Source organism: Acinetobacter calcoaceticus, assembly GCF_016508255.1.
Classification (GTDB): domain Bacteria; phylum Pseudomonadota; class Gammaproteobacteria; order Pseudomonadales; family Moraxellaceae; genus Acinetobacter; species Acinetobacter calcoaceticus_E.
This window is the reverse complement of the sequence record NZ_JADVKT010000004.1, coordinates 24,753-48,330: the sequence shown is the minus strand read 5'-3', so window position 1 is coordinate 48,330 and position 23,578 is coordinate 24,753. Positions and strand designations below refer to the sequence as shown.

Below are 23,578 nucleotides of genomic sequence, written 5' to 3'. Positions count from 1 at the left end.
ATAAAGAAAAACTTGAGGATAATGTGACGATGAAAACGTTGAAACAATTAGCGATCGCAACAACACTTGCCAGCACCTTACTGTTTTCGGGATGTGGCTATAACACTCTACAAGTAAAAGATGAGGCTGTAACAGCAGCATGGTCTGAAGTACAAAACCAATATCAACGTCGTTCAGATTTGGTGCCAAACCTTGTCAATGTAGTAAAAGGTTATGCTAAACATGAAGAGCAAGTATTAACCGAAGTAACACAGGCACGCTCTAATGTTGCAGGTTTAAAAGTTGATAAAGAAGTTTTAGAAAACCCAGCTTTACTTGAGAAATATCAACAGGCTCAAAGTCAATTAACAGGGGCATTATCTCGACTTATTGCTGTGTCTGAAAACTACCCAGATTTGAAAGCCAATACTCAATTCCAGGAATTACAAGTTCAGCTTGAGGGTACAGAAAACCGTATCGCAGTTGCACGTAATCGTTATATTACAACAGTGCAAGATTACAACGGATATGTACGCCAGTTCCCGCAAGCAGTGACCGCAAAAGTAATTGGTATGCATCCTAAAGCCAATTTCTCTGCAGAAGCTTCTGCACAACAGGCTCCAAAAGTTTCTTTTGATTAATTTTATAAATCAAAGGAGTGCTGTATGAGAAATATTATATTGCTTCAGTCTAAGCAAATTAAGGTCTTTATTACGACCTTAATTTTGCTCTGTTGTGGTGTTCTTTTTCAGAATACGGCATGGAGTGAAAGTAATATTGCAACTGCTACTGATGAGACCGATGCAGTAGTAGCGGGCAAAATCATTCAAAAACAGCAAAATCAAGCCACTGCGTCTAAATCGAGTGAACAAGCTGCTTCAAGTGTTGCAGCCTCGCCTAAAGTCTCTAACGATATGGCAGATGGTGAATCAATTCGTGGTTTGCCGACTTTAAACCAGCCTGTTATTGATCAAGCTAACATTTTAAGTGAGGCTGAGAAACAGCAGCTCGACCAAAAAATTCTAAGTTTATACCAACAAGGTAAAGCGCAAATTGGTGTCGTTATTGTCCCAACTACGGGTCAAGAAGATATTTTTGATTATGCATTACGAGTGGGTGAGCAGTGGCAATTAGGTTCAGCTAAACGTGACAACGGATTACTCATTGCAGTTGCGGTAAATGACCGCCGTATACAAATTTTAACTGGATATGGTTTAGAAGGCGTATTGCCTGATATTGTCGCAAGTCGGATTATTCGAAACCAAATTACACCTTATTTTAAACAAGCCCAATATGCACAAGGTTTAAATGCAGGTCTTGATGAAATTGGAAGGATTCTAAATCTTGACCCAGAAGTCGCTCAGCAAGCTGCTCAAGATTTAAAAGAACGCCAACATCAAGCTGCGGAAGAGCAACAAGCTAAACAGACAACCCTGACAATGGCTCTATTTATTCTTGTTGCTGGAATTGTGGGTTCATTTATTGTGGGACGACCTCTTAGCGCATCTACTGCTGGTGTTGCTGCTGCGGTAGCAGGTTTTGTAAATGGCGCAGGTCTAGTGACTAGCTTATTACTTGGTTTTGGAATCTTCTTTTTACTCATTACTTCTATTGCCCAACTTATTTTACAGGCCATTCTGAGTGGTTCTGGCGGTGGTGGACGTGGAGGAGGCTTCGGCAGTGGTGGCGGAGGCTATGGCGGTGGTGGAGGTCGTTTTGGTGGTGGAGGTGCTTCAGGCTCATGGTAACAACATCAGAAACAACACAAATTATTACTCAGCCAAAAATTGAGGAATCTGTAGAGCCAAGTCTAAAACGTTGGTTTAAGCATTTATGTTATTTCCCAGCCAGTAGTCGTTATTTTTCAAAACAAGATAAGCAAATTATTGCCGATGCTGTACAGCAAGCAGAACATGGACATGTTGGCGAGATACAGGTTGTAATTGAAGGCCATATTCCATGTTCACAAGCCTATAGACAAAACACACGTTTAAGAGCACAGCAGTTATTTGCAGAGTTAGGCGTTTGGGATACTGAATTAAATAGCGGTGTATTGTTATACCTAAATTTATGTGAACGTAATGTAGAAATTATATTTGACCGTGGTATTAGAAATGCGACCAATGATCAGGTCTGGCAGCAGATTTGTGAGTCTATTGTTCAACAACTTAAACAAAAACAATATCAGCAAGCTGTAGTGATTGGTGTGCAGCAAATTGGAGAGGTGTTGTCAGGATTTTATGACGAAAACATGCCAGATCAATCCAATGAATTGGGAAATGCCCCGATTATCATTAATTGAGTTGTGTTCTAAAACATTTATATCTCATAGTTTTTTAACTTTTTATTTTTAAAGGTGGTTGACAAAAAATGTCACCTATTTATTTATTTTTAAAGAGAATTTGTTCACAAAAACAAATATAAAGTTTGATAAGTTTGGTTTATTTTTTTTGATATGTGATGCGTTATAGTGAAAATTTATGTGACAATTTTTGTCAGTTATTTACAGTGATTCTATATTTATTAAATTGAAAAATTAATATAAGTTTTTGTTTTATAAGTAAAATAAAAGTTGGCATGGTTGCTGCTATATAGTTGATAGCTGAAAAGGCTTATATAAAAACATACATACAATCTTTGGGGAAAAGGCTATGAATGCACAAAAAGGTTTTACATTAATTGAACTCATGATCGTGGTTGCGATTATTGGTATTTTGGCGGCAATTGCGATTCCTGCATACCAAAGCTATATTGCTAAATCACAAGCTTCTGAAGCCTTTACATTAGCAGATGGTTTAAAAACAACAATTGCTACTAATTTGCAATCAGGCACTTGTTTTGCTTCTGGCGCCGCCGCTGCTGCTGCCGCTGATTCAATCACTGGAAAGTATGGAACTGCAACTATTACAGCAGATGCAACTGCGGGTGGTAGTGGTTGTGGTGTTAGTTATACATTTAAGACTACTGATGTATCAGATAAATTAAAAACCAAAATAATTGGTATGTCTGTAACTGAAAATGGTGTAATTAAGCCATCAACTGTTACAGTAACTGATACTACTCTAGCTGATTATTTACCGCAGTCTTTTAAATAACAATATAAATATTTGAAAATATTTATAATTATTTTAAAAAAATGCATCTTTAGGGATGCGTTTTTTTATGTATAAAGCAATTGTGATCAACAATAATTAATTAGAACTTTAGATTCAGTTGACTAAGTTATCTGTATAATTCCCTCAAGTTTTTGGCCTGTAACCTGTCAATATGCAAGTATTCTTCCTATTCCTCGCAGCAATTCTGTTAGGTTTTGCGTGGCTATCACCATTTCACTATAGCCCTTGGGTCATGTTCTCGAGTGAAGTGAGTACTTTTGGGGCAGGGTTATGCGTATTAGCTGCTCTAATTCAGCAAAATATTAAAATTCCTAGAGCACAACTCTTGTTGCTACCGTTTACTTTAATTCCAATAGTACAGTGGGGTTTGGGTTTAGTTTTTGATCTGAGCACAGCCTTATTGAGTTCATTTTACTTGTTAGGTTTTTGGTTTATGGTCTTGGCTGGTTATAACTTGTCTTTAGATCAACAAAAGAGAGATCAAATCTTTTCTGGTTTTAGCTTACTAGTCATTGTTGTCTCAGTTGCCACTAGCTTCATTGCAATTTGCCAGTGGCTAAATGTTGACTCACATTTTGTTCATATGCTTCATTTGATTGGTAACCGTCCATACGGTAACTTCGGTCAACCCAACAATATGGCAACCTTCTTAATTGTTGGATTGTTAGGTTGTTTGTATTTATATGAAAAGAATAAGGCTGCAGTTTGGTTACTCTTGCCTTCGGCACTAATTATTTTATTTACGATTGCATTGAGTCAATCACGTACATCATGGATTGTTTTCCCATTTTTATTTATTTATTGGGTTGTTAAGCAATTTAAACAGCAAAAACGTTTTGGGTTTATTCAAAGTCTTTTATGGTGTATTGGTTTTTTTGTGATTGCAGGTGTGATTCTACCCTTTGCAACAAACCTAATTGAAGCATGGTCGAATACCGATATAACTCAGGCAAGTAGCTTAGCTGAACGGGCAAGTTCAGGTTATTTGCGTTTTAATATCTGGACACAAATGTTACTTGCTGTACAGCAACATCCTTGGTTGGGGTATGGCTGGAATCAAACCAGTGTTGCTCAAATATCAGCTTATACTCTTTTTCCCACTACAGAGTGGACGACTAGTGCTCATAATGTGTTATTAGACCTTATTATTTGGAATGGTATTCCAGTTGGTTTATTTATTATTGCTTATTTCACATGTTGGTTGCTTTGGTTAAATCAACGAGCGAAAGAAACGATTTCAATTATTGCAATAATGATGGTCTGTACAGTACTTATTCATGCAATGTTAGAGTTTCCTGAGCGCTATGCTTATTTCTTGCTGACCTGCGGTTTTTTATTAGGTGTCATTCAAGCACAAACTCCAATGATAAAAGGCGTTGTACTGAGTAAACAGCTTCTTCGCCTCATTTGGGGAATCAGTTTAGTTCTGATTGTTGCGATTTGGCGCGACTACAATCTCTATGTCATGAATAGTAACTTGCTATTTAAAAATAAGCAGCCAAATGCTGAGCTTATGGGAAGTAACCAGATTTTTGTTTTAACGCAGTTTGAACAGCGTTTAAAGTGGATTGAGCTTAGTCCAGAAATAACTTTGCCTGAAACAGAATTAGCTCAATGGGGGAATTTTGTGAAGAACAAAGCGACGCCATATAATTTACGTAAATATGCTCAACTACTTGCGTATAACGGAAAAGTAGAGCAGGCAGAACAGCAAATATTTATTTTGCAGCATCTTTATGGGCAGCAAATAACACTGCCGCAATTATTAAAAAATAAATAAAAAAATCCCCTTGTACTCAAGGGGATTTTTTTATGAGAAATTACATTTGACTCTGGATGTAATTTTCAATACCAACGCTACCTATAAGATCAATTTGAGTATCTAACCAGTCCCAATATTCTTCTTCTTTTTCTAAAATCTCTTGAACAAGATCACGAGTCACATAGTCTTGTTCTGTTTCAGCGAGTGCAATTGTTTTTTGAATTGCCTCGATATTTTCTTTCACTTTACGAATGTCGCAGTGAAGAACTTCTTCTGTGTGTTGGCCGATATAAAGTTTGCCTAAGTGTTGAAGATTAGGTAAGCCTTCCAAAAATAAAATACGCTCAATAATTTTGTCTGCATGCTTCATTTGACGAATTGATTCTTTATATTCCGCAGAACCAAGCTGCTCAATTCCCCAATCATTAAACATGCGTGAATGTAAAAAGTATTGATTAATTGCTGTTAAATGATGATACAGCACTTGGTTAAGCTGATTAATGACATCACGATTGCCTTTCATTGTAACTACTCCAAAACAATTTCTGCCTTAATTCAATTAAGACAATCTATAAAACCATTTTAGTGAACAATCATGGATATGGCGAGTAATTTATAGAACAGCAAATGAAAATCGCAATCAAAAACAACACAATATTGGTAAAGGAGAGTTTCCAGCCAAAAAAAACCGCTTGAATGGGGAACTATTAAGGTTCCGCAAAAAGCGGTGGAGGAGCTAATAAATATTGTTAAATGCTTATAATTCTTTTACGCAGCTACAGAAATACGAGCAGCGATTTCTGCTAATTCTTCACTAATAATAGCACGTGCTTCTGGTGCACAGCGTCCGCAGCAAGTACCAAGATCAAGCAAATCACGGATTTCGCGATAGCTTTCAGCGCCATTTTCAACAGCGTCTTTAATATCTTGATCGGTAATGCCACGACACAAGCAAACGTACATGGGAGTGATCCCCAAATATAAATGCGATAATTGATATTATTGATAATTATTATCGTTTGTCAATGAAATTCATTTAAAATCTCATTTATTATTATTGGGATTTTGGATAAAAAAAGACCACCTGAGCGGAAATCTGAGTGATGTTCAGATTTTATGCAAGGGTGGTGCCTAATTTAGAGCTAAATATTTTTTAATTTTTGGTGTTTGATATTTTGTATCTTATTGATTAATAATTACAATTCCATCCATTTCAACTAATGCACCTTTTGGTAGGCTTGCTACACCAAGAGCTGCACGTGCAGGGTACGGTTGAGCAAAATATTCACCCATAATTTGGTTTACAAGTTGGAAATTTGATAAATCAGTTAGAAAAATATTGAGCTTGGCAATGTCTGCGAGTGATCCGCCAGCAGCTTCACAAACCGCTTTCAAATTATCAAATACACGGCGAATTTGAGCTTCGATACCTTCTACAAGCTCCATGCTGTATGGATCTAAACCAATTTGTCCTGAAAGATATAACGTATTATCTACTAAAATAGCTTGAGAGTATGTGCCGATAGCAGCAGGGGCATTTTCAGTATGAATCACTTGGCGGGACATTTGGTTCTCCTTGATTAAATCTCATTTCATCATAATCGATGATAGCTTTGGACAAAAGTATCATCGATTTAAGTGATTAAGTGGATTTGGAAAGTTTGATTTTGTTAAAGAAACATAAATCTGACCAATAGTCCTTGTAAAGACTTAGCTTACTTTTGAAATTTCCATTTGTGGATTAGGCGCATCTAAACGCTCAATACGAGGGAAACCATAATGCATACGTAAGTCACGGATGACTTTTGCAATATGTTTACGGTTGTTCACCACAATATTAACAAAAGTTCTTTGCTCATTTGAGTGAACCATTTCTACCCCTGCATTATTTTTACGACATTGATAGATCAGGTCTGATACCTGCTCATCATTCATTGCCATATCTATAGCGAGGTAGGCGGTAAAACGTACATCATCTACGTCATCTGCTTTCCATTGAAGCGGCATAATATTTTCAGGATGTAGATGTTGTTCATGTAGCAAGTTATGACAGCGTATGCGATGCACAATTAGCCCACGACGTGTTAAATGTCCTTGAATTGGGTCACCTAAAACTGGATTACAGCAATGCGCATATTTAACATCGATACCTTCAGTACTTTGAATGAGTCGATCTGAATTTTCCACTTGTGGATATTTGTCATGAGCAAATAGGTGATTAGCTACGAGTTGAGGAAGTAAGTCACCAACCGCAATTTGTTCAAACAATGTATTTTTATTATCGATATGGCGCCATTGAAGTAAATCTAACCAGTCAGCTTCAGAAAGGTCGTTGATTGAACGATTAAAGAGTTTCAGTGCTCGAGAAAGTGCTTGTGCACCGACTAAGCGCTGTTCTTCAATATCTTGGTCTTTAAGAACATGCTGTAATGCGCGGCGAGCTTTTTGGGTATTAATAAAACTTAACCAGTCTGGATTTGGTGTTGCTAAAACATCTGTAATAACTTCGATCACCTGACCGCTGATTAATGGTGTCGACAGTGGTTTAATCTCGCCATCTACCTTTGCACCAACGGCATGGTTACCTAAAAATAAACTGGCTGAATAAGCAAAATCAACTACGGTAGCGCCTTGTGGTAACTCATGGAGTTGACCATGGGGTGTGTAAACCCAGATTTTTTCTTGATGTAAGTAGTCTAATAAATCATTAAAGGTTGTTTTTGCACATTCTCCATCGATAAGCGTATTCAGATTTTGCATAGAGGCCTGAATGGCTGAGCGACAAGTTTGTGGTGCATTTTCACCAAGCACCACTCCAAAACGGGCAGCTTTACGCATAAGCTCGGTTTGAATGGTAAGAGAGAGTGTGGTTTTCTCGCCTTTAAGTTTAATCAGTAAAGATTGGTTGCCCCCAGGTAACGGACGGCGGATATGGTCCTGATATTGAATAACCTGAAAGTTTTCTCTTAAAGCTTCAACTAGACGGTCACAGTCGGCAATTGTTTGTAAAACGATTTCAAAAGCATGACTATGGGTAAGCTCTTGTAAATCCATCTCATTTTTAACGAAATGGCGTAATAATTCGATATTATTATTTTTCTTTTTAATGCGGCCTTGAATGTGATAATTATGAAGAAGTTCAGCGAGGTTTTGTTCCCAGATACTTTGGTATTTACATCGCTCTGGTTTGGTTAGACGTAGTGCATTTTGCACATTATCAAACATATCAAGATCAAGGTTTTGATAACAAAGATTTTCTAGATTATCGCCCATTTCATTCATGCCGACTAATCTTGCCATAGGCACGAATATATCAAAAGTTTCTTGAGCAATGCGGGCACGTTTATCTGGACGTAAAGCACCTAGAGTTGTCATATTATGATAGCGATCGGCTAATTTAATAATAATGACACGTGGGTCCTGTAGGGTCGCTTGCAAGATTTTTCGGAATGAGGCGGCTTTGTTATATTCTTTATCACTTGATTGGCTAAGTTTGGTTACACCATCAACCAGCTCGGCAACTGTCAGACCGAACTTTTCAGTAATATCTTCTTTTGTATATTGAGTGTCTTCAATAACATCGTGCAAAAGTGCTGCCATTAAGGTTTCAGCATCTAAACGCATGTTTGCAAGAATGCAGCTCACAGCAATTGGATGCAGAATGTAGGGTTCACCACTTTTACGTGTAATGCCAGTATGCGCTAGATCGGCAAAATCACAGGCAGCAAGCACTTTCTCGACCTCACTTACCGATAAGTAAGGGTCGATAATCAATTTAAGCTGTTGCTTGGCTTGGCTGACCTCTTCGCCTGGCATAAATCACCCTTTTTCCTAATGCTGAAAAACTAAATCTATCTACTTCTTAATGAAAAGCATATTGCGGAACTTGTCAATTTTTTCATTTGAAAAAGTGTATTTTTTTTTCAATGAAAATAATTGCTTTTTTCAATATCTTTAAATACAAGACAAAGCCAAATAAAAAACCACCGCAGAAAAACGATGGTTTTTTTATGAAACAGAATTAATTAGAAAGAAAAACCTTCTAAATTCAAGCTGTTTGTAGAAAGAGCAAGATCAAGACTAGAAGTTTGATAATCTTGTTCACGTTGTTTAAGAATTTCTTTCGTAACGTGCCCTGCCGCGATTTCGCGCAAAGAAACTACAGTCGGTTTGTCGTTATCCCATTCTACAGTTGGCTCCATGCCTTGACGTGCCAATTGACGAGCACGTTTACTTGCAACGAGCACAAGCTCAAAACGGTTGTCTACATGATCTAAACAATCTTCAACGGTGACGCGTGCCATAAAAGTTCTCGTTTTGGAATGGTGAATTTGAACAGACTAAACAGTATAAAAGGCTTTCGATCTAGACTCAAGTTATTCCTGTTTTGGTTGAGGAGTAATCAAGTCTTGAATTAATGTTTGATAACGTTTCGCTTGCTGAGATAGCACTAGACGATTTGCTGTAATCACAGCTTCAATCTCATGTAAGGCTTTATTAAAGTCATCATTAATAATGATGTAATCAAAGTTCGTGTAATGCTGCATATCTTCAACTGCACAGCTTAAACGATGTTCAATGACTTCAACTGAGTCTGTACCACGGTTAGATAAACGCTGACGAAGGTCAAACTGTGTTGGCGGTAAAATAAATATTTGCTTGGATTCAGGAAAAAGTTTGCGTACTTGCTCTGCACCTTGCCAATCAATTTCAAGTAGAACATCGTGTCCTTGAGCTAACTGTTGTTTTACAGTTGCTTGAGAAGTGCCATAGTAATTACCAAATACTTCAGCGTATTCAATAAAACCGTCATGGTTGACTTGGTCTAGAAATTCATCTTTTGTAGTGAAGTGATAGTGAACACCATCTAACTCACCGGGACGTTGACCTCGGGTGGTATGTGAGACTGAAACATGTAAATTGCTCACACGGTCAAGCAGGGCTTTCACCAAAGATGTTTTGCCCGTTCCTGATGCAGCAGAAACGACAAACAATAGACCCGACATGATATTTTTCCTGATATGATAAAATATCTTCGCTATTGTAGTGTACCGTGCGTTTAAACTGAATAGTTTTAATTGCAAATATTCAAGAGAAATTCCCCTGTTCTATTAATTTTGAGGCTGTTATGGAAATTGTGTTAGCTAATCCGCGTGGTTTTTGTGCCGGTGTTGATCGAGCCATAGCAATCGTCAATCGGGCTTTAGAATGTTTTAATCCTCCTATTTATGTGCGTCATGAAGTTGTACACAATAAATTTGTTGTAGATGATTTGCGTCAAAGAGGGGCGGTTTTTGTTGATGAACTAGATCAGGTTCCAGATGACTCAATTGTGATTTTTAGTGCGCACGGTGTTTCAAAAGCTGTTCAGCAAGAAGCCGAGCGTCGTGGCTTAAAAGTTTTTGATGCGACTTGTCCCTTGGTTACCAAAGTTCATATTGAAGTAACCAAATATGCCCGCGAAGGAACAGAAGCAATTTTAATTGGTCATGAAGGACACCCTGAAGTTGAAGGAACAATGGGCCAATATGACAAATTGAAAGGTGGTGACATTTATCTGGTTGAAGATGAAGCTGATGTGGCTGCGCTTGCAGTAAGGCATCCTGAAAAACTTGCATTTGTAACTCAAACAACTTTATCTATTGATGATACAGCTAAAGTTATTGATGCCTTGCGTGCGAAATTTCCTCATATTCAGGGGCCGCGTAAAGATGATATTTGCTATGCAACTCAAAATAGACAAGATGCGGTACGTGACTTGGCTGAAAAATGTGATGTGGTATTGGTTGTAGGTTCACCTAACTCATCAAATTCAAATCGTTTACGCGAGCTTGCAGAACGTATGGGTAAAGCAGCTTATCTTGTAGATAATGCGGATCAGCTAGAGCAGTCATGGTTCAATGATACTTGCAAAATTGGTGTGACAGCGGGTGCTTCAGCACCAGAAATTCTAATTAAGCAAGTGATTCAACGTTTACAAGACTGGGGCGCGCAAGCACCTAAAGAATTAGATGGGCGTGAAGAGAACATAACCTTTAGTCTTCCTAAAGAATTACGTATTCATGTGACTCAAGCATAAAGTGTGACTTATTTAACATATTGATTTTAAAATAGTAAAACAGATAATTGTTGATGTGACGATTATCTGTTTTTTTATACCCTTTATCTGCTTTGTATTTTTTTTGTAAATCTAAACCGTAAAATTTAAATAATAAATAAAAAATTCTTAAGTTTATTTGGGGTTCGGGGGATGAGGGGAGTTATTCCGCAAGAAGGGTTCACCTTGGTTGAACTTATGGTGACGATTGCAGTAATGGCGATTATTGCGATGATGGCTGCGCCGTCTATGTCGAATTTATTAGAAAGCAAACGACTAGATGAAAATCAACGAGGCCTAATCAATACTTTGTCGGAAGCGAAAAGCCAAGCAATACTTAATCGTCAGAATGTTTCAGTTAATTTGAATTCAACGGCTTCCAACACGACCACTGCATTAAATTGGCAAGCTACTTCTAATAATACTCTTACACTAAAAAATATAGCCGCTGATAGTACGCAAAGCTCTTTAGCTACCACTACATTAACGTTTAATCTAAATGGAGTGGTAAGCAATATCACCCAAGATACACTGATATCTATTTGTAATTCAAAAATAAATAAAAAGAAGGTTCTTATTCTAACAAAGCTTGGCACATTAATTTTTAAAGCTGAGGAGACACCATGCCCACCAAACTAAAAGCGCAAGCAGGGGTTGGACTAATAGAGGTTTTAGTCGCTTTGATTTTGCTTGCAATAGGAGTTTTAGGTTACGTAGCGCTTCAACTTAAGGCTATGGATGCATCTTCAGAGGCATTAACTAAATCTCAGGCGATGATAATCATGAGAGGGTTAGCCGAAAATATTCGTGTAAATAGTGTTCAATCTGGCCAATATCCGGCTTTTGTTCGTAGTTATAGTAATTTTTCATCTACGACAGTTGCTCCTGCTTCCTGCTTCAACACGGCTTGTACTCCTTCGCAACTTGCTCAATTTGATGCATACCAAACAGCGAGAATTGCAGATCAACTAGGTATCAAAATTACAATGACAAGTTGTCCTGGGGTTACTTCAACTATGACTTTACAGAGACAGTGCCTTTTCGCTTTTTGGGGAAAAACTTTACCTGTAATGAGTACAAGTGGGAGCGCATCAACTGTAGATGTATCAAATTGCATATCTAGTAGCGGTATTTATGTTTCTAATTCTAAATGTTTAATGATGGAGGCATATTGATGGCTCGATCATTTTTAGTAAAGCAGCACGGTTTTACTTTAATCGAACTTATGGTGGCTTTGGCTTTAGGTTTGATTTTAGTTGCAGCCGCTACCCAATTGTTTATTGGTGGGATTTTATCAAGTCGGTTGCAGAAAGCGAATGCTGAAATACAAGATAGTGGTGTTTTTGGTTTGGATTATATTGCACGTGATATAAGACTTGTAAATTATGGAAACGTCGTAAACCCTCAGTTAGATGATACTACTCCTTGGGGAGGCGTGATATTAACTGGTTCTACGGCCACCAACAATAACAATATAAATTTTGTGCCTACTATATTAACTGATACAGGAAGTAATACGTATATTGCAGATGCCTTGTTAAGTCGTGGAGCAGGCGATACGGTAAGTACTGCTAATAATCAATGGAAAGGTCTCTCAAATATACAGAATAGTTCAAATGCTACTGTACAAAGTGATCAGCTCACTATTCAATTTATTGCACCTTCTAATATGACAAATTGCGAAGGTGTAAATGTTTTGGCAGGAGATCTTGTGGTAGAACGCTATTTTTTACGTCTTGATAATAATGGTAGTTCTCAACAAGATTATGCACTGGCATGTGATGCAAATAAACCTTCTGATCTACCTACAGCCCAACCAACATCGGTTGAAAAGTTTGGGGATGCGGGTCAAATCATATTGCCTCGTATTGACTATTTTCATGTTTTATTAGGTGCAAAAGACACAGCTGGTAACTTTGCTTATTACACTATTCCTCAATATCGGGTTGCTGCACAAGCTGCACGTGCTGCTTCTCCAGCTCAATTGCCTCCACGTATTTTGTCTATACAACTTTCTGTGTTGGCACGTTCTACAAATAATGCCCAGAACAAAGCCATTGATCCTAACCAAAAATTTGTAATGTTAGATCAAACAGTGCATGCCACAGATACGAGTACGCGATTTTTGCGACGTGTTTATAGCACAACAATTGCTCTACGTAATGCAATGGGGGAAAAACTATGACCCATTTGAGAAAAAAATATATAGTTCAGCATCATGAAAGAGGTGCAACACTTATTGTTGTGCTTATTATTTTATTAATTGTTATTTCTGTTGGGGTCTTAGCCATAAGAGTGGCTATTGTTTCTTTGAAGGTTGCAACCAATAGTCAAATTGGTCAGTTAAACTTTCAATCGTCTGATGCTCCCATACAACTTATTACGCAGATGGACCCATCAACACTCACCAATATTACTAATGTAGTGGGAGCTGCGCTCAAAGAAAATGAAAGCCATCCTGGGTCGGAATATAATTTTTGCTATAAGCCAGTTTCTACTACAGTAAGTTTTGCTCAAACTCGAGATGCAAGTTTATTACGAGCTGGATCAGCTAATAATGCGGTGGTAGAGGATGGGGGAATAGCTGGTTTTTGTGATCTTACTACTGATTATGGAAGTAATCGCCAAGCTATTGTTACTCAAATTGCTGTAAGTATTCCAACAGATGCGATTAATGATATTCCAGGTTCAAATTTAGCACGTGGAACAAACGCATCTGAGGGTACAGCATTACCAAAGAGTATGCTTTCTACACAGCGCATTAGAGTTGTTACAACTTCTTTTTTACCTGCGTACGCTTCTACTTCAATGCAAACTTTACAAGCAGATTGTCTGAGCACAAGCGGTGCCAAAATCAGTGATAACTTTGACAGTGCCTTAGTAAGTAAGCAGACGTTAGCTGATTGTTTAGCAAACCATAACGTACCTTTTAGTACTCAAGTTCAAGAATTTAATTATACCAATAAGCTTACCGAAACCATGGCGCCAGGTTCATAATGGGGAATATCATGAAATTAGATTTTAAACCAAATAAATTATGGTATGCCATTTATTCAAGTTTAATAACATTTACATGGCTCATGACGAGTTCTGTAGTGCTGGCAAGTGATTTACAAATTTATGCCTCTCCTACAGCCGGTAAAAAAACGATTGTCATGATGCTAGATACTTCTGGATCAATGGGGCATATCATCCAGTCTGGTTTTGGTATTTATGATGATTATGGGATTACAAATTGTTCACCAACTTATGTGAATTCAACAACCACGCCTAGTTATCGACGTTATTATTGTGGAGTTTCCTCAAATACTACTAATAGCAAAGTAACTAATTCAACAACTGGATGTGAGAAACAAGCAGATAACAGTTATCGCTGTTATGAACGATTAACGCGTTTAAAAGATGGTATGTTTTCTTTTTTAGAAAATAATAACCCTATATTTAATAATGTAAGTGTTGGATTGGGACATTTCTCTACATATAGCAGTGGAACTACTGGAGATAATAATAGTGGTGAAATTTTAGTTCCAGCAGCAAATTTGGGTATTGTCGGATCTGCTCAACGAGTTGCATTAAAAAATGCTGTAGCTGGATTAGAAGCAAGTGGTGGTACCCCTACAGCGAATGCTTTTGCTGAGGCAGCAGCTTATTTAATGGGTACACGAACATTAAGTTCGACTACAGTAAACGTAGCGATGTATTTTAAATATTATCCAACTGTCACCCAGACTTCACAGACTGTTTATAATAGTTGTGGTAATGCTTCGGCTGCTGGTTCAACAGATTATACAAAGTGTACATATACCCCAACAACAATCCCAAGCCAATCTACTTTATCCGGTTATACTACTAACGTTACAAGCTCGGTAAACGGAAATGTAACGACTTACACGACTTATTATTATAAAACATTTTTGTGGACAACTACCTATTATTATAAATCTACATATACCCAAACTAACGTAGTAGGCACAGTACCTAATTATCAAAGTTGTACTGCATATAACTCTAGTGGTTGTACCACGTGGAGTGCTGCTTCAATTACTAATCCAACAACGGCTACCTATGATACACAATGTACAGTTAATGCTGTCACAGGTAGTTGTGTTTATCAGACACAAACAATTTTAGGTACAAATAGTTATAGTGGTTTTAATAGTTCTGTGCAGAGCTCAAAAGATCCAAATACTAACTATACTACTTATAAGTCGCCATTACCTCTTGCTAGTCAGCGTCAAAGTTGTGATGGTCAAGGGGTTTATATTCTTTCTGACGGTGAGCCGACGAATAATGTGAACTCTTCCGTTCTAGCCTCTGCATTGAATCTTGGCTCGTTTAGTAATAGTGGTGGCCTGAGCGGTGGGACCAACTGGGATTATATGAGTAACTTTGCTAAAGCCTTGTTTAATGGCGGGGTGATTCAAAGTGATCCTAATAATGCTACAAACCCAGCCAATGTATCTATACAAACTGCTTTTGTTGGTTTCGGTTCAGCATTAAATGCCTTGAGCACTACAGATGCGAAGAACGCATGTAAGATGAGTTCCCGTACTCAAATAGATAGAAACGGTGATGATGCATGCTCTCCGACTCAGGGAGCGAACGCAGTATCTGCTCCAGGTTATGGCAATGGTGGTTTTTTCCCTACTCAAAGTGCGCAAGGGGTAACCGATAGCGTTATTGCATTTATTAATAACTTAGGCAAGGTTCCTTTAGAACCGCTCACTACTGGCGCGATTTCTGTACCTTATGATGCATTAAATCCTAAAAATCTACAGGAATATGGTTATTTACGGGCTTTTGAGCCAGATCCAGCTAATGCTTACCTCACTTGGCGTGGTAACTTAAAAAAATATCATGTGGTTTTATCTGGTTCAAATGCTGGTGCTTTTGAAGCAAACTCTGGCGGGCTGGTCTATGATGCAAATGGAGCATTCCGTAGTGGCACAAAAGATTATTGGAATAGCTCTAGTTATAATGATGGTGGAAAAGTTTTCTTAGGAGGTACCTATAGCAATGTACCCTTACCAGCTTTAGGTCAGACAGAACAAGTAAATGCTCAAGGTAATATTACTAAATATTATTATGCAGGAAAAAGTAAAATCCGAAATCTATTTACTGATGTTTCTACAGTGGCCACAGATGGTAGTCTAACTAAAATATCTACTACAAATACGAATTTATTGAAAATTCCTGCTGCACCTACTGTAAATACAAATCCTTTTGATACAGCAGTTAATACTGCAAGTTATGTTCTAGGAAAATTTGATACATCTACGGGACAGGATGTTTTGAAGGCATTTCCTGTGAGCTTGAAATTAAAATTATTAAATTACTTGGGTTATCCGACAGATATTACAGCGACAGCTCTACCAAGTTCATTAACTACATCAAATGCTCCTTATTTATCGATGGGCGGAAGTATTCATTCTTTTCCAGTACAACTTACTTATAGCGGAACTTTAGATCAAAATGGGAATTTAACTACCACACGTGATCAATCTATTCTTTACGGAAGTATGGAGGGAGGATTGCATATCGTTGATGCCTCTTCTGGGGTCGAGCAAATGGTATTTATACCAGCCGATATATTAAATGATTCAATAGCTTCTAAAGCTTTAGTGGTTGGTCAAAGTGATTCAACAGCTCCTGCTCAAGGTATGGATGGCGCATGGGTGTCAGATCCTGCATACAACATTACCACTACAGGTTCTGGTAGCACGGCAGTATCTAAAGTGACCGCTAAGCAAATGAATATTTATGGCGGAATGCGGATGGGTGGAAGCAGCTATTATGGATTAAATGTATTAAATCCTACTTCCCCACAATTAATGTTCAGAATAGGTGCAGACCAAGCTGACTATAGCCGTATGGGACAAAGTTGGTCTAAGCCGGTGCTTGCAAATATTCGTTATAACGGTGTTATTAGACGCGTCATGATTGTTGGTGGTGGTTATGATCAATGCTATGAAAAACCAAATATTACGTTGAGCGACTCATGCTTTACCAATGGAAAAGCAAAAGGTAATGCTGTCTATATTATAGATGCCAAAACTGGAGAGCGTTTATGGTGGACCAGTGATACAGGCTCAAGTAATGATAATGCTAATATGAAGCATAGTATTGTTAGTCGTATTAGTACTTTGGACCGAGATGGGGATGGCTTAGTAGACCATTTGTATTTTGGCGATTTAGGTGGACAAATCTTCCGTGTAGATCTGAATAATAATCAGACACAGACTAATTCGACTTATAGTAGTTTTGGCATACGAGTAGTTCGCTTGGCAAATCTAGCAACAAATGATACAACAAATGATAGTGGAAATGATTACACAGGTGGAAATGCCCCTCGTTTTTATGAGCCGCCTACAGTAACAATCCATGATTATGGCAGTCGCTCATTTATTACGGTTGGGATGTCTTCTGGTGATCGGAGTACACCGCTTGATGTTTATCCAATTATTGGGCGGGAAGGTATGTCTCCTAGTACGGCACTCAGTGGTCGGCCTGTAAATAATGTATATGGAATTATTGATAGAGACTTTATCAAGAAGAATTTAATGTCGTTAAGTGATAGTCAGCTTGAAACTAAGGACCTTATTCGCTTAAATCTTCGAAAAAATCCACAAATATTAAGAACAGGTGAAACTAGTGTAGGGCAAATTTTCTTTCCAAGTACAGGCACAGGTCAGGGAGGTTGGTATCGATCGCTTTCAAGTACAAGCAATGGTACTGAAAAAGCAGATAATAGTTTCCGTGTTAAAGGGGGACTTAAAGCATTTGAAGAACCAATGGCAATTACGGGCAATTTAATTGTTCCTGTATATGATCCTCAAGGAACAGGTATTGTTGCGTCAGATCCTTGTTTGCCACGTGTAGTGGGTGAAACAGATCGCCAAACTTACTGTTTACCATTTGGGGCATGTCTTAATGCAGATGGATCGATTAATCAGACTAAGGAAAATCCAAGTGGTTTTCAGATTGATGCAGCAGGTAAGAACTTGAATCTAATTGGTTCAGGCATTCGTAATATTGGATTTGTACCGACTGATGATAATCCTGCGCCGCAGAACAGTTGTGGAAAGTTAAAGTTATCCGGTAACCAACAAGGAACAGGGCAGTGGCAATGTACAAGTCATTTGGTGCCTGTGCGTTGGTATGAGCGTTATCGCTAGAAAGGATGATTTATGAGTAAATACTATAATCCGAAATTCAATCAGGGTGTTACTCTGATTGAACTTATGGTCGTCCTTGTTATCGTAGCTATTTTTGCTTCTATTGCCATTCCTTCATATCAAAGCTATACCCGGAGGGCTACAGCCTCTGCTGCGAAGAGTGAAATTTTGAAATTAGCTGAACGATTGGAGCAACATAAGTCTAGAAATTTTACTTACAGAGGTTTTACTACAACCTCTGTAACGCTAGCCCGAGGTGGTTATACGATTCAAATCACTGATGATACAACTACTGGTAGTCTATTAACTGATTCTGCTGCAAATGGACAGACATGGGTGATTAGGGCAACGACTACAGATTCGAGAAATTTTAATTTTATTGCTAAAAACTCAGGTTTGCGTTGCCAAAGTTTAACGGCTAGCGCTGTAGATAATGATTGTGGTGGAACAACTACATGTAATACATGTGAAGCAAATAGTGAGAGTTGGTAGTGAAGAGTGGTTTTACATTGATTGAATTAATGATTGTGGTAGCGATTGTTGCAATTTTAGCAGCGATAGCTACCCCTTCATATTTACAATATTTACGTAAAGGGCATCGTACAGCTGTTCAATCTGAAATGATGAATATTGCACAAACTTTAGAATCTCAAAGAATGGTCGATAACCGTTATTCCTCGAGTGCAACCATAGAGACGATATATGGTTCTAATGTGAGTCCCATGCAAGGACAAGCTTTATATAGTTTGGCTTTTACTACTTTGAATGATTCAACTTGGGTGCTTACTGCAACCCCAATTTCTACTAGCTCTCAATCGGGCGATGGCATTATTTGCTTAAATGATCAAGGGCAAAAGTTTTGGGCAAAAGGTGCTACAGTTTGTGCGTTATCTGCTTCATCAAGTTGGACAGAGTAATTTAAATTCAAAACTGCGGATAACTCAAAATTTAATCTTTCTTTCAGGGTAAAAATCACGTAGAATGTTGCCCTCTATGAAAGGGGTTTGAAGTGTTGCCGATGGTCGGCGCAGGGATAATCCGTAAGAATTATAAGGCTTTTATCATGGTTGTTATTCGTTTAGCACGTGGCGGCGCAAAAAAACGTCCATTCTATCAAATCGTTGTGACTGATAGCCGCAATGCACGTGATGGTCGTTTTATCGAGCGTATCGGTTTCTTTAACCCGACTGCACAAGGTCAAGCAGAAAAACTTCGTTTAGATGCAGACCGTTTTGCTCACTGGGTTTCTCAAGGTGCTCAACCTTCTGAACGTGTTGCTTCTTTAGCTGCTCAAGCTAAAAAAGCTACTGCATAATTTTTTGTAGTAGGTAGCCCATGACATCAACACAGAATGTTCCCGAAGATCGTATTCAGATTGGACAGTTACGTTCAGCTTATGGATTGAATGGGTGGCTCTGGGTGTATTCAAATACAGAACCTATGAGCAATATGTTTGACTACCTGCCTTGGTACATTGAGACCAAGGCCGGTTGGCAGACAATAGATGTAAAACGTTGGAAACCACATGGCAAAGGCCTAGTTGTTGCTTTGAAAGGTGTGAGTGATCGCACTGGGGCAGAAAACTTGGTTGGCGCTAATATCTGGATTGCTAAGTCTCAACTGCCAAAAGCAGATGTAGATGAGTACTACTGGTCAGATTTAAAAGGCTTAACAGTGTTTGGTCTGGATGATGAAGAACAGGAAGTAAACTTAGGTAAAATTCATGAGTTGTTTGAAACTGGAGCTAATGATGTGATGGTGGTACATGCTACCCCTGACAGCATTGATTCAGAAGAACGCATGATTCCTTGGCATAAAGATGTAGTACAACGTGTTGATCTTGAAGCTGGTCGTATTTACGTCAATTGGGGCGTAGATTATTAATCCTTTTAGGATTAATACAGCAGGAAAATAGAGGAGTCTGTGATGTTTTTTGCAGTCATTACGCTTTTTCCTGAAATGTTTGAAGCGATTACAGCCTACGGCATCAGCGGACGTGCGGCAAAACGAGATATTGTACAAGTTACTTGTATTAATCCTCGTGATTTTGCTGAGGGAAACTACAGAAGAGTGGATGAACGTCCATTTGGTGGTGGCCCTGGGATGGTAATGATGGCTGAGCCTTTGGCGAAAGCAATTGCGCATGCCAAACAGCTTGCCTCACAAGCAGGACATGTTCATGTTCCTGTGGTGTATATGTCTCCACAAGGCAAAACTTTAAATGAACAGGCAGTACAGCAGTTTGTTGATTACGACGGCTTAATTGTACTGTGTGGACGTTATGAGGGAGTGGATGAACGTTTGATCCAGCATTATGTTGATCAGGAATGGTCAATTGGTGATTACGTTTTATCAGGTGGTGAACTGCCCGCTATGGTGTTACTTGACAGTATTATTCGTCGTTTGCCGAATGTAATGTCAGATGAACAGTCAGCAGTACAAGATTCTTTTGTTGATGGTCTTTTAGATTGTCCGCAATATACAAAGCCAGACCATTTTGAGGGGCTGGATGTGCCAGAGGTTTTAAAATCTGGACATCATGGCAATATCGAAAAGTGGCGCTTTTTGCAGCGGTATCAACGAACTTTAGAACGTCGACCAGAGTTGGCTGAAAAAGTAGAGTTGAATAAGCAGCAGAAAAAATGGCTAAAAGATACGCAAGGGCATGGTGGTAATTCTTAATCGCTATTCTCAGGAACGAAAGTTCTGCAACAAGACGAGAAGCAATGCTTCGAGTTAAAGCATGATTCTATTTAATGAATAGTTTTATGTATATTCTAAGGCTCTTTATCGACGTTTTGTCGTAAAGGGAAAGATAAACGGGTTGATATGCGCTTTAGCCTCTATCCCCAGCGGAACCTCAGACCTCTTCTGACTCCGCACATATTGGAGATTCCCACAATGAGTGGTAAACATCCTTTAGTTCAAATTATTGAAAATGCACAGTTAAAAACTGATATCCCTGCTTTTGCTCCTGGTGACACTGTTATTGTCCAAGTTAAAGTAAAAGAAGGTGAGCGTGAGCGTCTTCAGGCATTTGAAGGTGTTGTAATCGCGAAGAAAAATCGTGGTTTAAACTCTGCATTTACAGTTCGTAAAATTTCTAGCGGTGTTGGTGTTGAGCGTGTATTCCAAACTCACTCACCAGTTGTTGCTAAAATCGAAGTGAAACGTCGTGGTGACGTTCGTCGTGCTAAACTTTACTACCTCCGTGACTTGTCTGGTAAAGCTGCACGTATTCGTGAAAAATTACCAGCTCGTAAAGCGTAAGCTTATACCGAGTAAAAAAATGCGCCTTTTGGCGCATTTTTTTGTTTAAAAATTATAGTCCTTGTAGTTTCAAACGGTTTGCATGTTGACGATAAACCGAGACAGGATCTGAAGCAAAAATAGAACGTATCCCGAGTACTTGGTTCACTTCATCTAAATGATTCCAGTTGTAATCATCACGAATTGTTTTACCAAATTTGGCGCTGCATCGGGAAACTAGTCCATCATTATCACCAAGTGGATCTACCACTAAACTACTGCCTGTAAGGGCAATATCAAATGGGTCTAATGGATTAGTCAGAGCTTTATTTCCAGAGAAAGAATACATATAAATACCTTTCTCTTGATATGCTCCCTCACCACAAGAAGTCGTTGGTATGCCCATGGGGAATTGAGCATTAAATTGAGATGAACCTTGCGTCGATAAGCTATGTGCGCCTGCTAAAGAGTCATGTGGATAGCTTGCGGGGTCTAAACGTTCCGCCCAAGTAATTGCTGCTGAAAACCAGTTTACTAATGTTGCCAAGCCTGAAAGAGGAGTACCCTCAACATTCAGAATGACATCTGCCATTGGTGATCCCTTATGAGGTGCACCAATCGTGGTGAGTGAGGCAACTTTTTCTGGCATGATACCGGCCACATAGCGAATTGTTGGGCCCCCATGGCTATGACCGATTAAGTTGACTTTGGGTTTACCTGTAATGGCAATAATTTCTTCTACTTGCTGAGCAAGTTGTTCTCCACGCACTTCTGTTGAATTAAATGGTGAGACTCTTGTTGCCCAGACATTTCCTCCATTACGAGCAAGATCAGGAAGAATTTGGTACCAATAATCGAGACCAAGTGTATCTGTTCCAACTCGGCTAAAGCCAGCCATACCGTGGTTAAAAACCAGTGGGTATTTTGTTTGAGCGTAAGATGAATATACGAACGAGCTTTTCACTTGTTCAGCATTTGTTGCATGGGCTGCTGAAATACTCAGTCCTGAGAGCATTGCAGCGCAGAAAAACATTAACTTCCTTTTCATTTTTTACTCACTATTTTTATTTTGTATGAAAAGCAGCTTCTTACTGCTAGTGAATGTTTAGCCATTTCCCTAAAAAGGAAAGGCTTAATAATTAAATGGCAGTGCACCTCCCTGATCATGGACCGTTTCAAAAGTTCGAAGTCTTAGTTGTTCTTGTGATGAATTGAATTGTTGTTGGCGTAACTCTTGAATAGCTTGATTTTTGGCGCTATCAGTCATATTACTTTTAATAATTTGATCTCGACCATCGAGGTAATTTGTGACTCTTTGCTGCCAAGCATTCCGTTGTGTATCTAAAGTTTCTAATCTTTGAGTCGCCTCGGCTCCAACAAGTGCTGTGCGCATTTGCCGAAGTTCTTCTGCTGAACCATTGCGTGCTTTAATTTGTTTGGTGAGCGTATGTAAATCATCAAGTTTGGAGAGTTCTTGTAGATTTTGTTGCCAGTCTGCTGGAAGTTCTTCAAAACGCTCTTTAAGCTTTCGTGCTTTTTCAATTTCGCTTAAAGAGGAATTCTCAAGTATCTGCATTCGATCTAGCGTATAGTTCTGATAGATGTCTTCGCTCGAGAAGAGTCCTTCAATTTCGGTGGTAGAAAAGAAACGTTTTCTTATATCTTGAATTGAATTAAAGATCTTTTGAAAATAGTTTTTATCTTGTTGTTTAGCCGAAGGCGCTTGGATTTGAGCAAGCTGTTCGCGATATTTTAAATAACGGCTCCATAAGTCCAGAATCTGCGAGCGAGCTGGTTCTAAATATTGTCCTTGAATAAATTTCCCAAAGTGATTTTTGATTTGTTCTAAATCATTTTCGCCATATTGGGTAATAAAATATTCAAAGCAGTCACGAGTTTGACTATTCACGACCAAATGTTGGGAACCATCAATTTTTAGCTGGCAGTTAACTTCTGTATCTTGCTGACTTTTACTATGGTATGCATCTTCATTTAGCAGTAAATGATCTGCATGAGGAGCTGATGCTAAGTTTTGAGTTTTACTTTCACTTATCTGAGCTGATGTATTTTTTGAGTCAGGACTTAACCAATATACACATGCAATGAGACTCAAAATAAAAAATCCGAGCACACACCACAATACCTTCTTCTGCATCCCTTGCATAAAGATATCTTCCTTAAGTTTTAATTTGTTGTTTTT

General features: G+C 38.5%; 24 protein-coding genes and 2 pseudogenes. 17 read left to right on the top strand and 9 right to left on the bottom strand.

Annotated features, from left to right (window positions below; genetic code table 11):
- Positions 1-29 precede the first annotated feature (29 nt).
- The 5 genes from I5515_RS09630 to I5515_RS09610 all read left to right on the top strand — a co-directional run bounded on the left by I5515_RS09630 (position 30) and on the right by I5515_RS09610 (position 4,875).
- Positions 30-620 (top strand): LemA family protein, encoded by a 591-nt coding sequence (locus I5515_RS09630; protein ID WP_199966165.1) that lies wholly within the window; start codon positions 30-32, stop codon positions 618-620.
- Between the two features lie 24 nt (positions 621-644).
- Positions 645-1,727: a TPM domain-containing protein gene (locus tag I5515_RS09625; RefSeq protein WP_199966163.1), complete on the top strand. Its 1,083-nt coding sequence runs from the start codon at positions 645-647 to the stop codon at positions 1,725-1,727.
- Positions 1,721-2,281: a TPM domain-containing protein gene (locus I5515_RS09620; RefSeq protein WP_199966161.1), complete on the top strand. Its 561-nt coding sequence runs from the start codon at positions 1,721-1,723 to the stop codon at positions 2,279-2,281. Before I5515_RS09625 ends, I5515_RS09620 begins: the two co-directional genes overlap by 7 nt.
- A gap of 349 nt (positions 2,282-2,630) precedes the next feature.
- The gene (locus I5515_RS09615) at positions 2,631-3,074 is read left to right on the top strand and encodes a pilin (protein ID WP_199966159.1); all 444 of its coding nucleotides are present in this window, start codon (positions 2,631-2,633) and stop codon (positions 3,072-3,074) included.
- Positions 3,075-3,246: 172 nt separating this feature from the next.
- Positions 3,247-4,875 (top strand): PglL family O-oligosaccharyltransferase, encoded by a 1,629-nt coding sequence (locus I5515_RS09610; protein WP_199966157.1) that lies wholly within the window; start codon positions 3,247-3,249, stop codon positions 4,873-4,875.
- Positions 4,876-4,915: 40 nt separating this feature from the next.
- Here the strand turns inward: I5515_RS09610 and bfr are convergent, their stop codons facing one another.
- The 7 genes and pseudogenes from bfr to gmk form a co-directional block, all read right to left on the bottom strand.
- Positions 4,916-5,380, bottom strand: coding sequence for a heteropolymeric bacterioferritin subunit Bfr (bfr, locus tag I5515_RS09605; RefSeq protein WP_199966155.1), 465 nt, complete (start codon positions 5,378-5,380; stop codon positions 4,916-4,918).
- 245 nt (positions 5,381-5,625) lie between these two features.
- On the bottom strand, positions 5,626-5,820 hold the full coding sequence (locus I5515_RS09600) for a bacterioferritin-associated ferredoxin (protein ID WP_009392016.1): 195 nt from the start codon (positions 5,818-5,820) through the stop codon (positions 5,626-5,628).
- A 219-nt stretch (positions 5,821-6,039) separates the two neighbouring features.
- Positions 6,040-6,423, bottom strand: a complete 384-nt coding sequence (locus I5515_RS09595) for a RidA family protein (RefSeq protein ID WP_002116996.1) — start codon at positions 6,421-6,423, stop codon at positions 6,040-6,042.
- A gap of 144 nt (positions 6,424-6,567) precedes the next feature.
- Entirely contained in the window at positions 6,568-8,673 is a 2,106-nt protein-coding gene (locus tag I5515_RS09590) for a RelA/SpoT family protein (RefSeq protein WP_199966153.1), read from the bottom strand.
- Positions 8,674-8,712: 39 nt separating this feature from the next.
- A pseudogene (locus tag I5515_RS09585) lies at positions 8,713-8,802 on the bottom strand (hypothetical protein); the annotation flags it as partial.
- An 80-nt stretch (positions 8,803-8,882) separates the two neighbouring features.
- Positions 8,883-9,161 (bottom strand): DNA-directed RNA polymerase subunit omega, encoded by a 279-nt coding sequence (rpoZ, locus tag I5515_RS09580; RefSeq protein ID WP_002116990.1) that lies wholly within the window; start codon positions 9,159-9,161, stop codon positions 8,883-8,885.
- Between the two features lie 72 nt (positions 9,162-9,233).
- Entirely contained in the window at positions 9,234-9,863 is a 630-nt protein-coding gene (gene gmk, locus I5515_RS09575) for a guanylate kinase (protein ID WP_004789787.1), read from the bottom strand.
- Between the two features lie 122 nt (positions 9,864-9,985).
- Here gmk and ispH point away from each other — a divergent pair, with 122 nt between their 5' ends.
- The 12 genes and pseudogenes from ispH (at position 9,986) to rplS (ending at position 21,399) form a co-directional block, all read left to right on the top strand.
- Entirely contained in the window at positions 9,986-10,936 is a 951-nt protein-coding gene (gene ispH / locus I5515_RS09570) for a 4-hydroxy-3-methylbut-2-enyl diphosphate reductase (RefSeq protein ID WP_199966151.1), read from the top strand.
- 171 nt (positions 10,937-11,107) lie between these two features.
- Positions 11,108-11,593, top strand: coding sequence for a GspH/FimT family pseudopilin (locus I5515_RS09565; RefSeq protein ID WP_199966149.1), 486 nt, complete (start codon positions 11,108-11,110; stop codon positions 11,591-11,593).
- Positions 11,578-12,129: a type IV pilus modification protein PilV gene (gene pilV / locus I5515_RS09560; protein ID WP_199966147.1), complete on the top strand. Its 552-nt coding sequence runs from the start codon at positions 11,578-11,580 to the stop codon at positions 12,127-12,129. The genes I5515_RS09565 and pilV overlap by 16 nt, the downstream gene beginning before the upstream one ends.
- Complete coding sequence (locus tag I5515_RS09555) at positions 12,129-13,139, top strand: PilW family protein (RefSeq protein ID WP_199966145.1); 1,011 nt, start codon at positions 12,129-12,131, stop codon at positions 13,137-13,139. The genes pilV and I5515_RS09555 overlap by 1 nt, the downstream gene beginning before the upstream one ends.
- Positions 13,136-13,951 (top strand): PilX N-terminal domain-containing pilus assembly protein, encoded by an 816-nt coding sequence (locus I5515_RS09550; protein ID WP_199966143.1) that lies wholly within the window; start codon positions 13,136-13,138, stop codon positions 13,949-13,951. The genes I5515_RS09555 and I5515_RS09550 overlap by 4 nt, the downstream gene beginning before the upstream one ends.
- Positions 13,952-15,156: 1,205 nt before the next feature.
- Positions 15,157-18,129, top strand: a pseudogene (locus tag I5515_RS09545) (PilC/PilY family type IV pilus protein); the annotation flags it as partial.
- A gap of 12 nt (positions 18,130-18,141) precedes the next feature.
- Positions 18,142-18,621: a type IV pilin protein gene (locus I5515_RS09540; RefSeq protein ID WP_199966139.1), complete on the top strand. Its 480-nt coding sequence runs from the start codon at positions 18,142-18,144 to the stop codon at positions 18,619-18,621.
- Positions 18,621-19,046, top strand: a complete 426-nt coding sequence (locus I5515_RS09535; RefSeq protein WP_199966137.1) for a type IV pilin protein — start codon at positions 18,621-18,623, stop codon at positions 19,044-19,046. The genes I5515_RS09540 and I5515_RS09535 overlap by 1 nt, the downstream gene beginning before the upstream one ends.
- Positions 19,047-19,192: 146 nt before the next feature.
- Positions 19,193-19,444, top strand: coding sequence for a 30S ribosomal protein S16 (gene rpsP / locus I5515_RS09530; RefSeq protein WP_000260334.1), 252 nt, complete (start codon positions 19,193-19,195; stop codon positions 19,442-19,444).
- A gap of 20 nt (positions 19,445-19,464) precedes the next feature.
- Positions 19,465-20,013, top strand: coding sequence for a ribosome maturation factor RimM (rimM, locus tag I5515_RS09525; protein ID WP_009392005.1), 549 nt, complete (start codon positions 19,465-19,467; stop codon positions 20,011-20,013).
- A gap of 42 nt (positions 20,014-20,055) precedes the next feature.
- Positions 20,056-20,811 carry a tRNA (guanosine(37)-N1)-methyltransferase TrmD gene (gene trmD / locus I5515_RS09520; protein ID WP_199966135.1) on the top strand — a complete coding sequence of 252 codons (756 nt, stop codon included), beginning with the start codon at positions 20,056-20,058 and terminating at the stop codon, positions 20,809-20,811.
- Positions 20,812-21,030: 219 nt separating this feature from the next.
- The gene (gene rplS / locus I5515_RS09515) at positions 21,031-21,399 is read left to right on the top strand and encodes a 50S ribosomal protein L19 (RefSeq protein ID WP_016140014.1); all 369 of its coding nucleotides are present in this window, start codon (positions 21,031-21,033) and stop codon (positions 21,397-21,399) included.
- A 52-nt stretch (positions 21,400-21,451) separates the two neighbouring features.
- Here the strand turns inward: rplS and I5515_RS09510 are convergent, their stop codons facing one another.
- Both I5515_RS09510 and I5515_RS09505 read right to left on the bottom strand, forming a co-directional pair.
- Complete coding sequence (locus I5515_RS09510) at positions 21,452-22,393, bottom strand: lipase family alpha/beta hydrolase (RefSeq protein WP_199966674.1); 942 nt, start codon at positions 22,391-22,393, stop codon at positions 21,452-21,454.
- 117 nt (positions 22,394-22,510) lie between these two features.
- Entirely contained in the window at positions 22,511-23,542 is a 1,032-nt protein-coding gene (locus tag I5515_RS09505; protein WP_199966133.1) for a lipase secretion chaperone, read from the bottom strand.
- Positions 23,543-23,578 lie beyond the last annotated feature (36 nt).

What these genes read in the sequence shown, in the direction of transcription:
- I5515_RS09630 (WP_199966165.1), top strand. Translation starts at nt 30, where the DNA reads ATGAAAACGTTGAAACAATTAGCGATCGCAACAACACTTGCCAGCACC.
- I5515_RS09625 (WP_199966163.1), top strand. Translation starts at nt 645, where the DNA reads ATGAGAAATATTATATTGCTTCAGTCTAAGCAAATTAAGGTCTTTATT.
- I5515_RS09620 (WP_199966161.1), top strand. Translation starts at nt 1,721, where the DNA reads ATGGTAACAACATCAGAAACAACACAAATTATTACTCAGCCAAAAATT.
- I5515_RS09615 (WP_199966159.1), top strand. Translation starts at nt 2,631, where the DNA reads ATGAATGCACAAAAAGGTTTTACATTAATTGAACTCATGATCGTGGTT.
- I5515_RS09610 (WP_199966157.1), top strand. Translation starts at nt 3,247, where the DNA reads ATGCAAGTATTCTTCCTATTCCTCGCAGCAATTCTGTTAGGTTTTGCG.
- bfr (WP_199966155.1), bottom strand. Translation starts at nt 5,380, where the DNA reads ATGAAAGGCAATCGTGATGTCATTAATCAGCTTAACCAAGTGCTGTAT.
- I5515_RS09600 (WP_009392016.1), bottom strand. Translation starts at nt 5,820, where the DNA reads ATGTACGTTTGCTTGTGTCGTGGCATTACCGATCAAGATATTAAAGAC.
- I5515_RS09595 (WP_002116996.1), bottom strand. Translation starts at nt 6,423, where the DNA reads ATGTCCCGCCAAGTGATTCATACTGAAAATGCCCCTGCTGCTATCGGC.
- I5515_RS09590 (WP_199966153.1), bottom strand. Translation starts at nt 8,673, where the DNA reads ATGCCAGGCGAAGAGGTCAGCCAAGCCAAGCAACAGCTTAAATTGATT.
- rpoZ (WP_002116990.1), bottom strand. Translation starts at nt 9,161, where the DNA reads ATGGCACGCGTCACCGTTGAAGATTGTTTAGATCATGTAGACAACCGT.
- gmk (WP_004789787.1), bottom strand. Translation starts at nt 9,863, where the DNA reads ATGTCGGGTCTATTGTTTGTCGTTTCTGCTGCATCAGGAACGGGCAAA.
- ispH (WP_199966151.1), top strand. Translation starts at nt 9,986, where the DNA reads ATGGAAATTGTGTTAGCTAATCCGCGTGGTTTTTGTGCCGGTGTTGAT.
- I5515_RS09565 (WP_199966149.1), top strand. Translation starts at nt 11,108, where the DNA reads ATGAGGGGAGTTATTCCGCAAGAAGGGTTCACCTTGGTTGAACTTATG.
- pilV (WP_199966147.1), top strand. Translation starts at nt 11,578, where the DNA reads ATGCCCACCAAACTAAAAGCGCAAGCAGGGGTTGGACTAATAGAGGTT.
- I5515_RS09555 (WP_199966145.1), top strand. Translation starts at nt 12,129, where the DNA reads ATGGCTCGATCATTTTTAGTAAAGCAGCACGGTTTTACTTTAATCGAA.
- I5515_RS09550 (WP_199966143.1), top strand. Translation starts at nt 13,136, where the DNA reads ATGACCCATTTGAGAAAAAAATATATAGTTCAGCATCATGAAAGAGGT.
- I5515_RS09540 (WP_199966139.1), top strand. Translation starts at nt 18,142, where the DNA reads ATGAGTAAATACTATAATCCGAAATTCAATCAGGGTGTTACTCTGATT.
- rpsP (WP_000260334.1), top strand. Translation starts at nt 19,193, where the DNA reads ATGGTTGTTATTCGTTTAGCACGTGGCGGCGCAAAAAAACGTCCATTC.
- rimM (WP_009392005.1), top strand. Translation starts at nt 19,465, where the DNA reads ATGACATCAACACAGAATGTTCCCGAAGATCGTATTCAGATTGGACAG.
- trmD (WP_199966135.1), top strand. Translation starts at nt 20,056, where the DNA reads ATGTTTTTTGCAGTCATTACGCTTTTTCCTGAAATGTTTGAAGCGATT.
- rplS (WP_016140014.1), top strand. Translation starts at nt 21,031, where the DNA reads ATGAGTGGTAAACATCCTTTAGTTCAAATTATTGAAAATGCACAGTTA.
- I5515_RS09510 (WP_199966674.1), bottom strand. Translation starts at nt 22,393, where the DNA reads ATGCTCTCAGGACTGAGTATTTCAGCAGCCCATGCAACAAATGCTGAA.
- I5515_RS09505 (WP_199966133.1), bottom strand. Translation starts at nt 23,542, where the DNA reads ATGCAAGGGATGCAGAAGAAGGTATTGTGGTGTGTGCTCGGATTTTTT.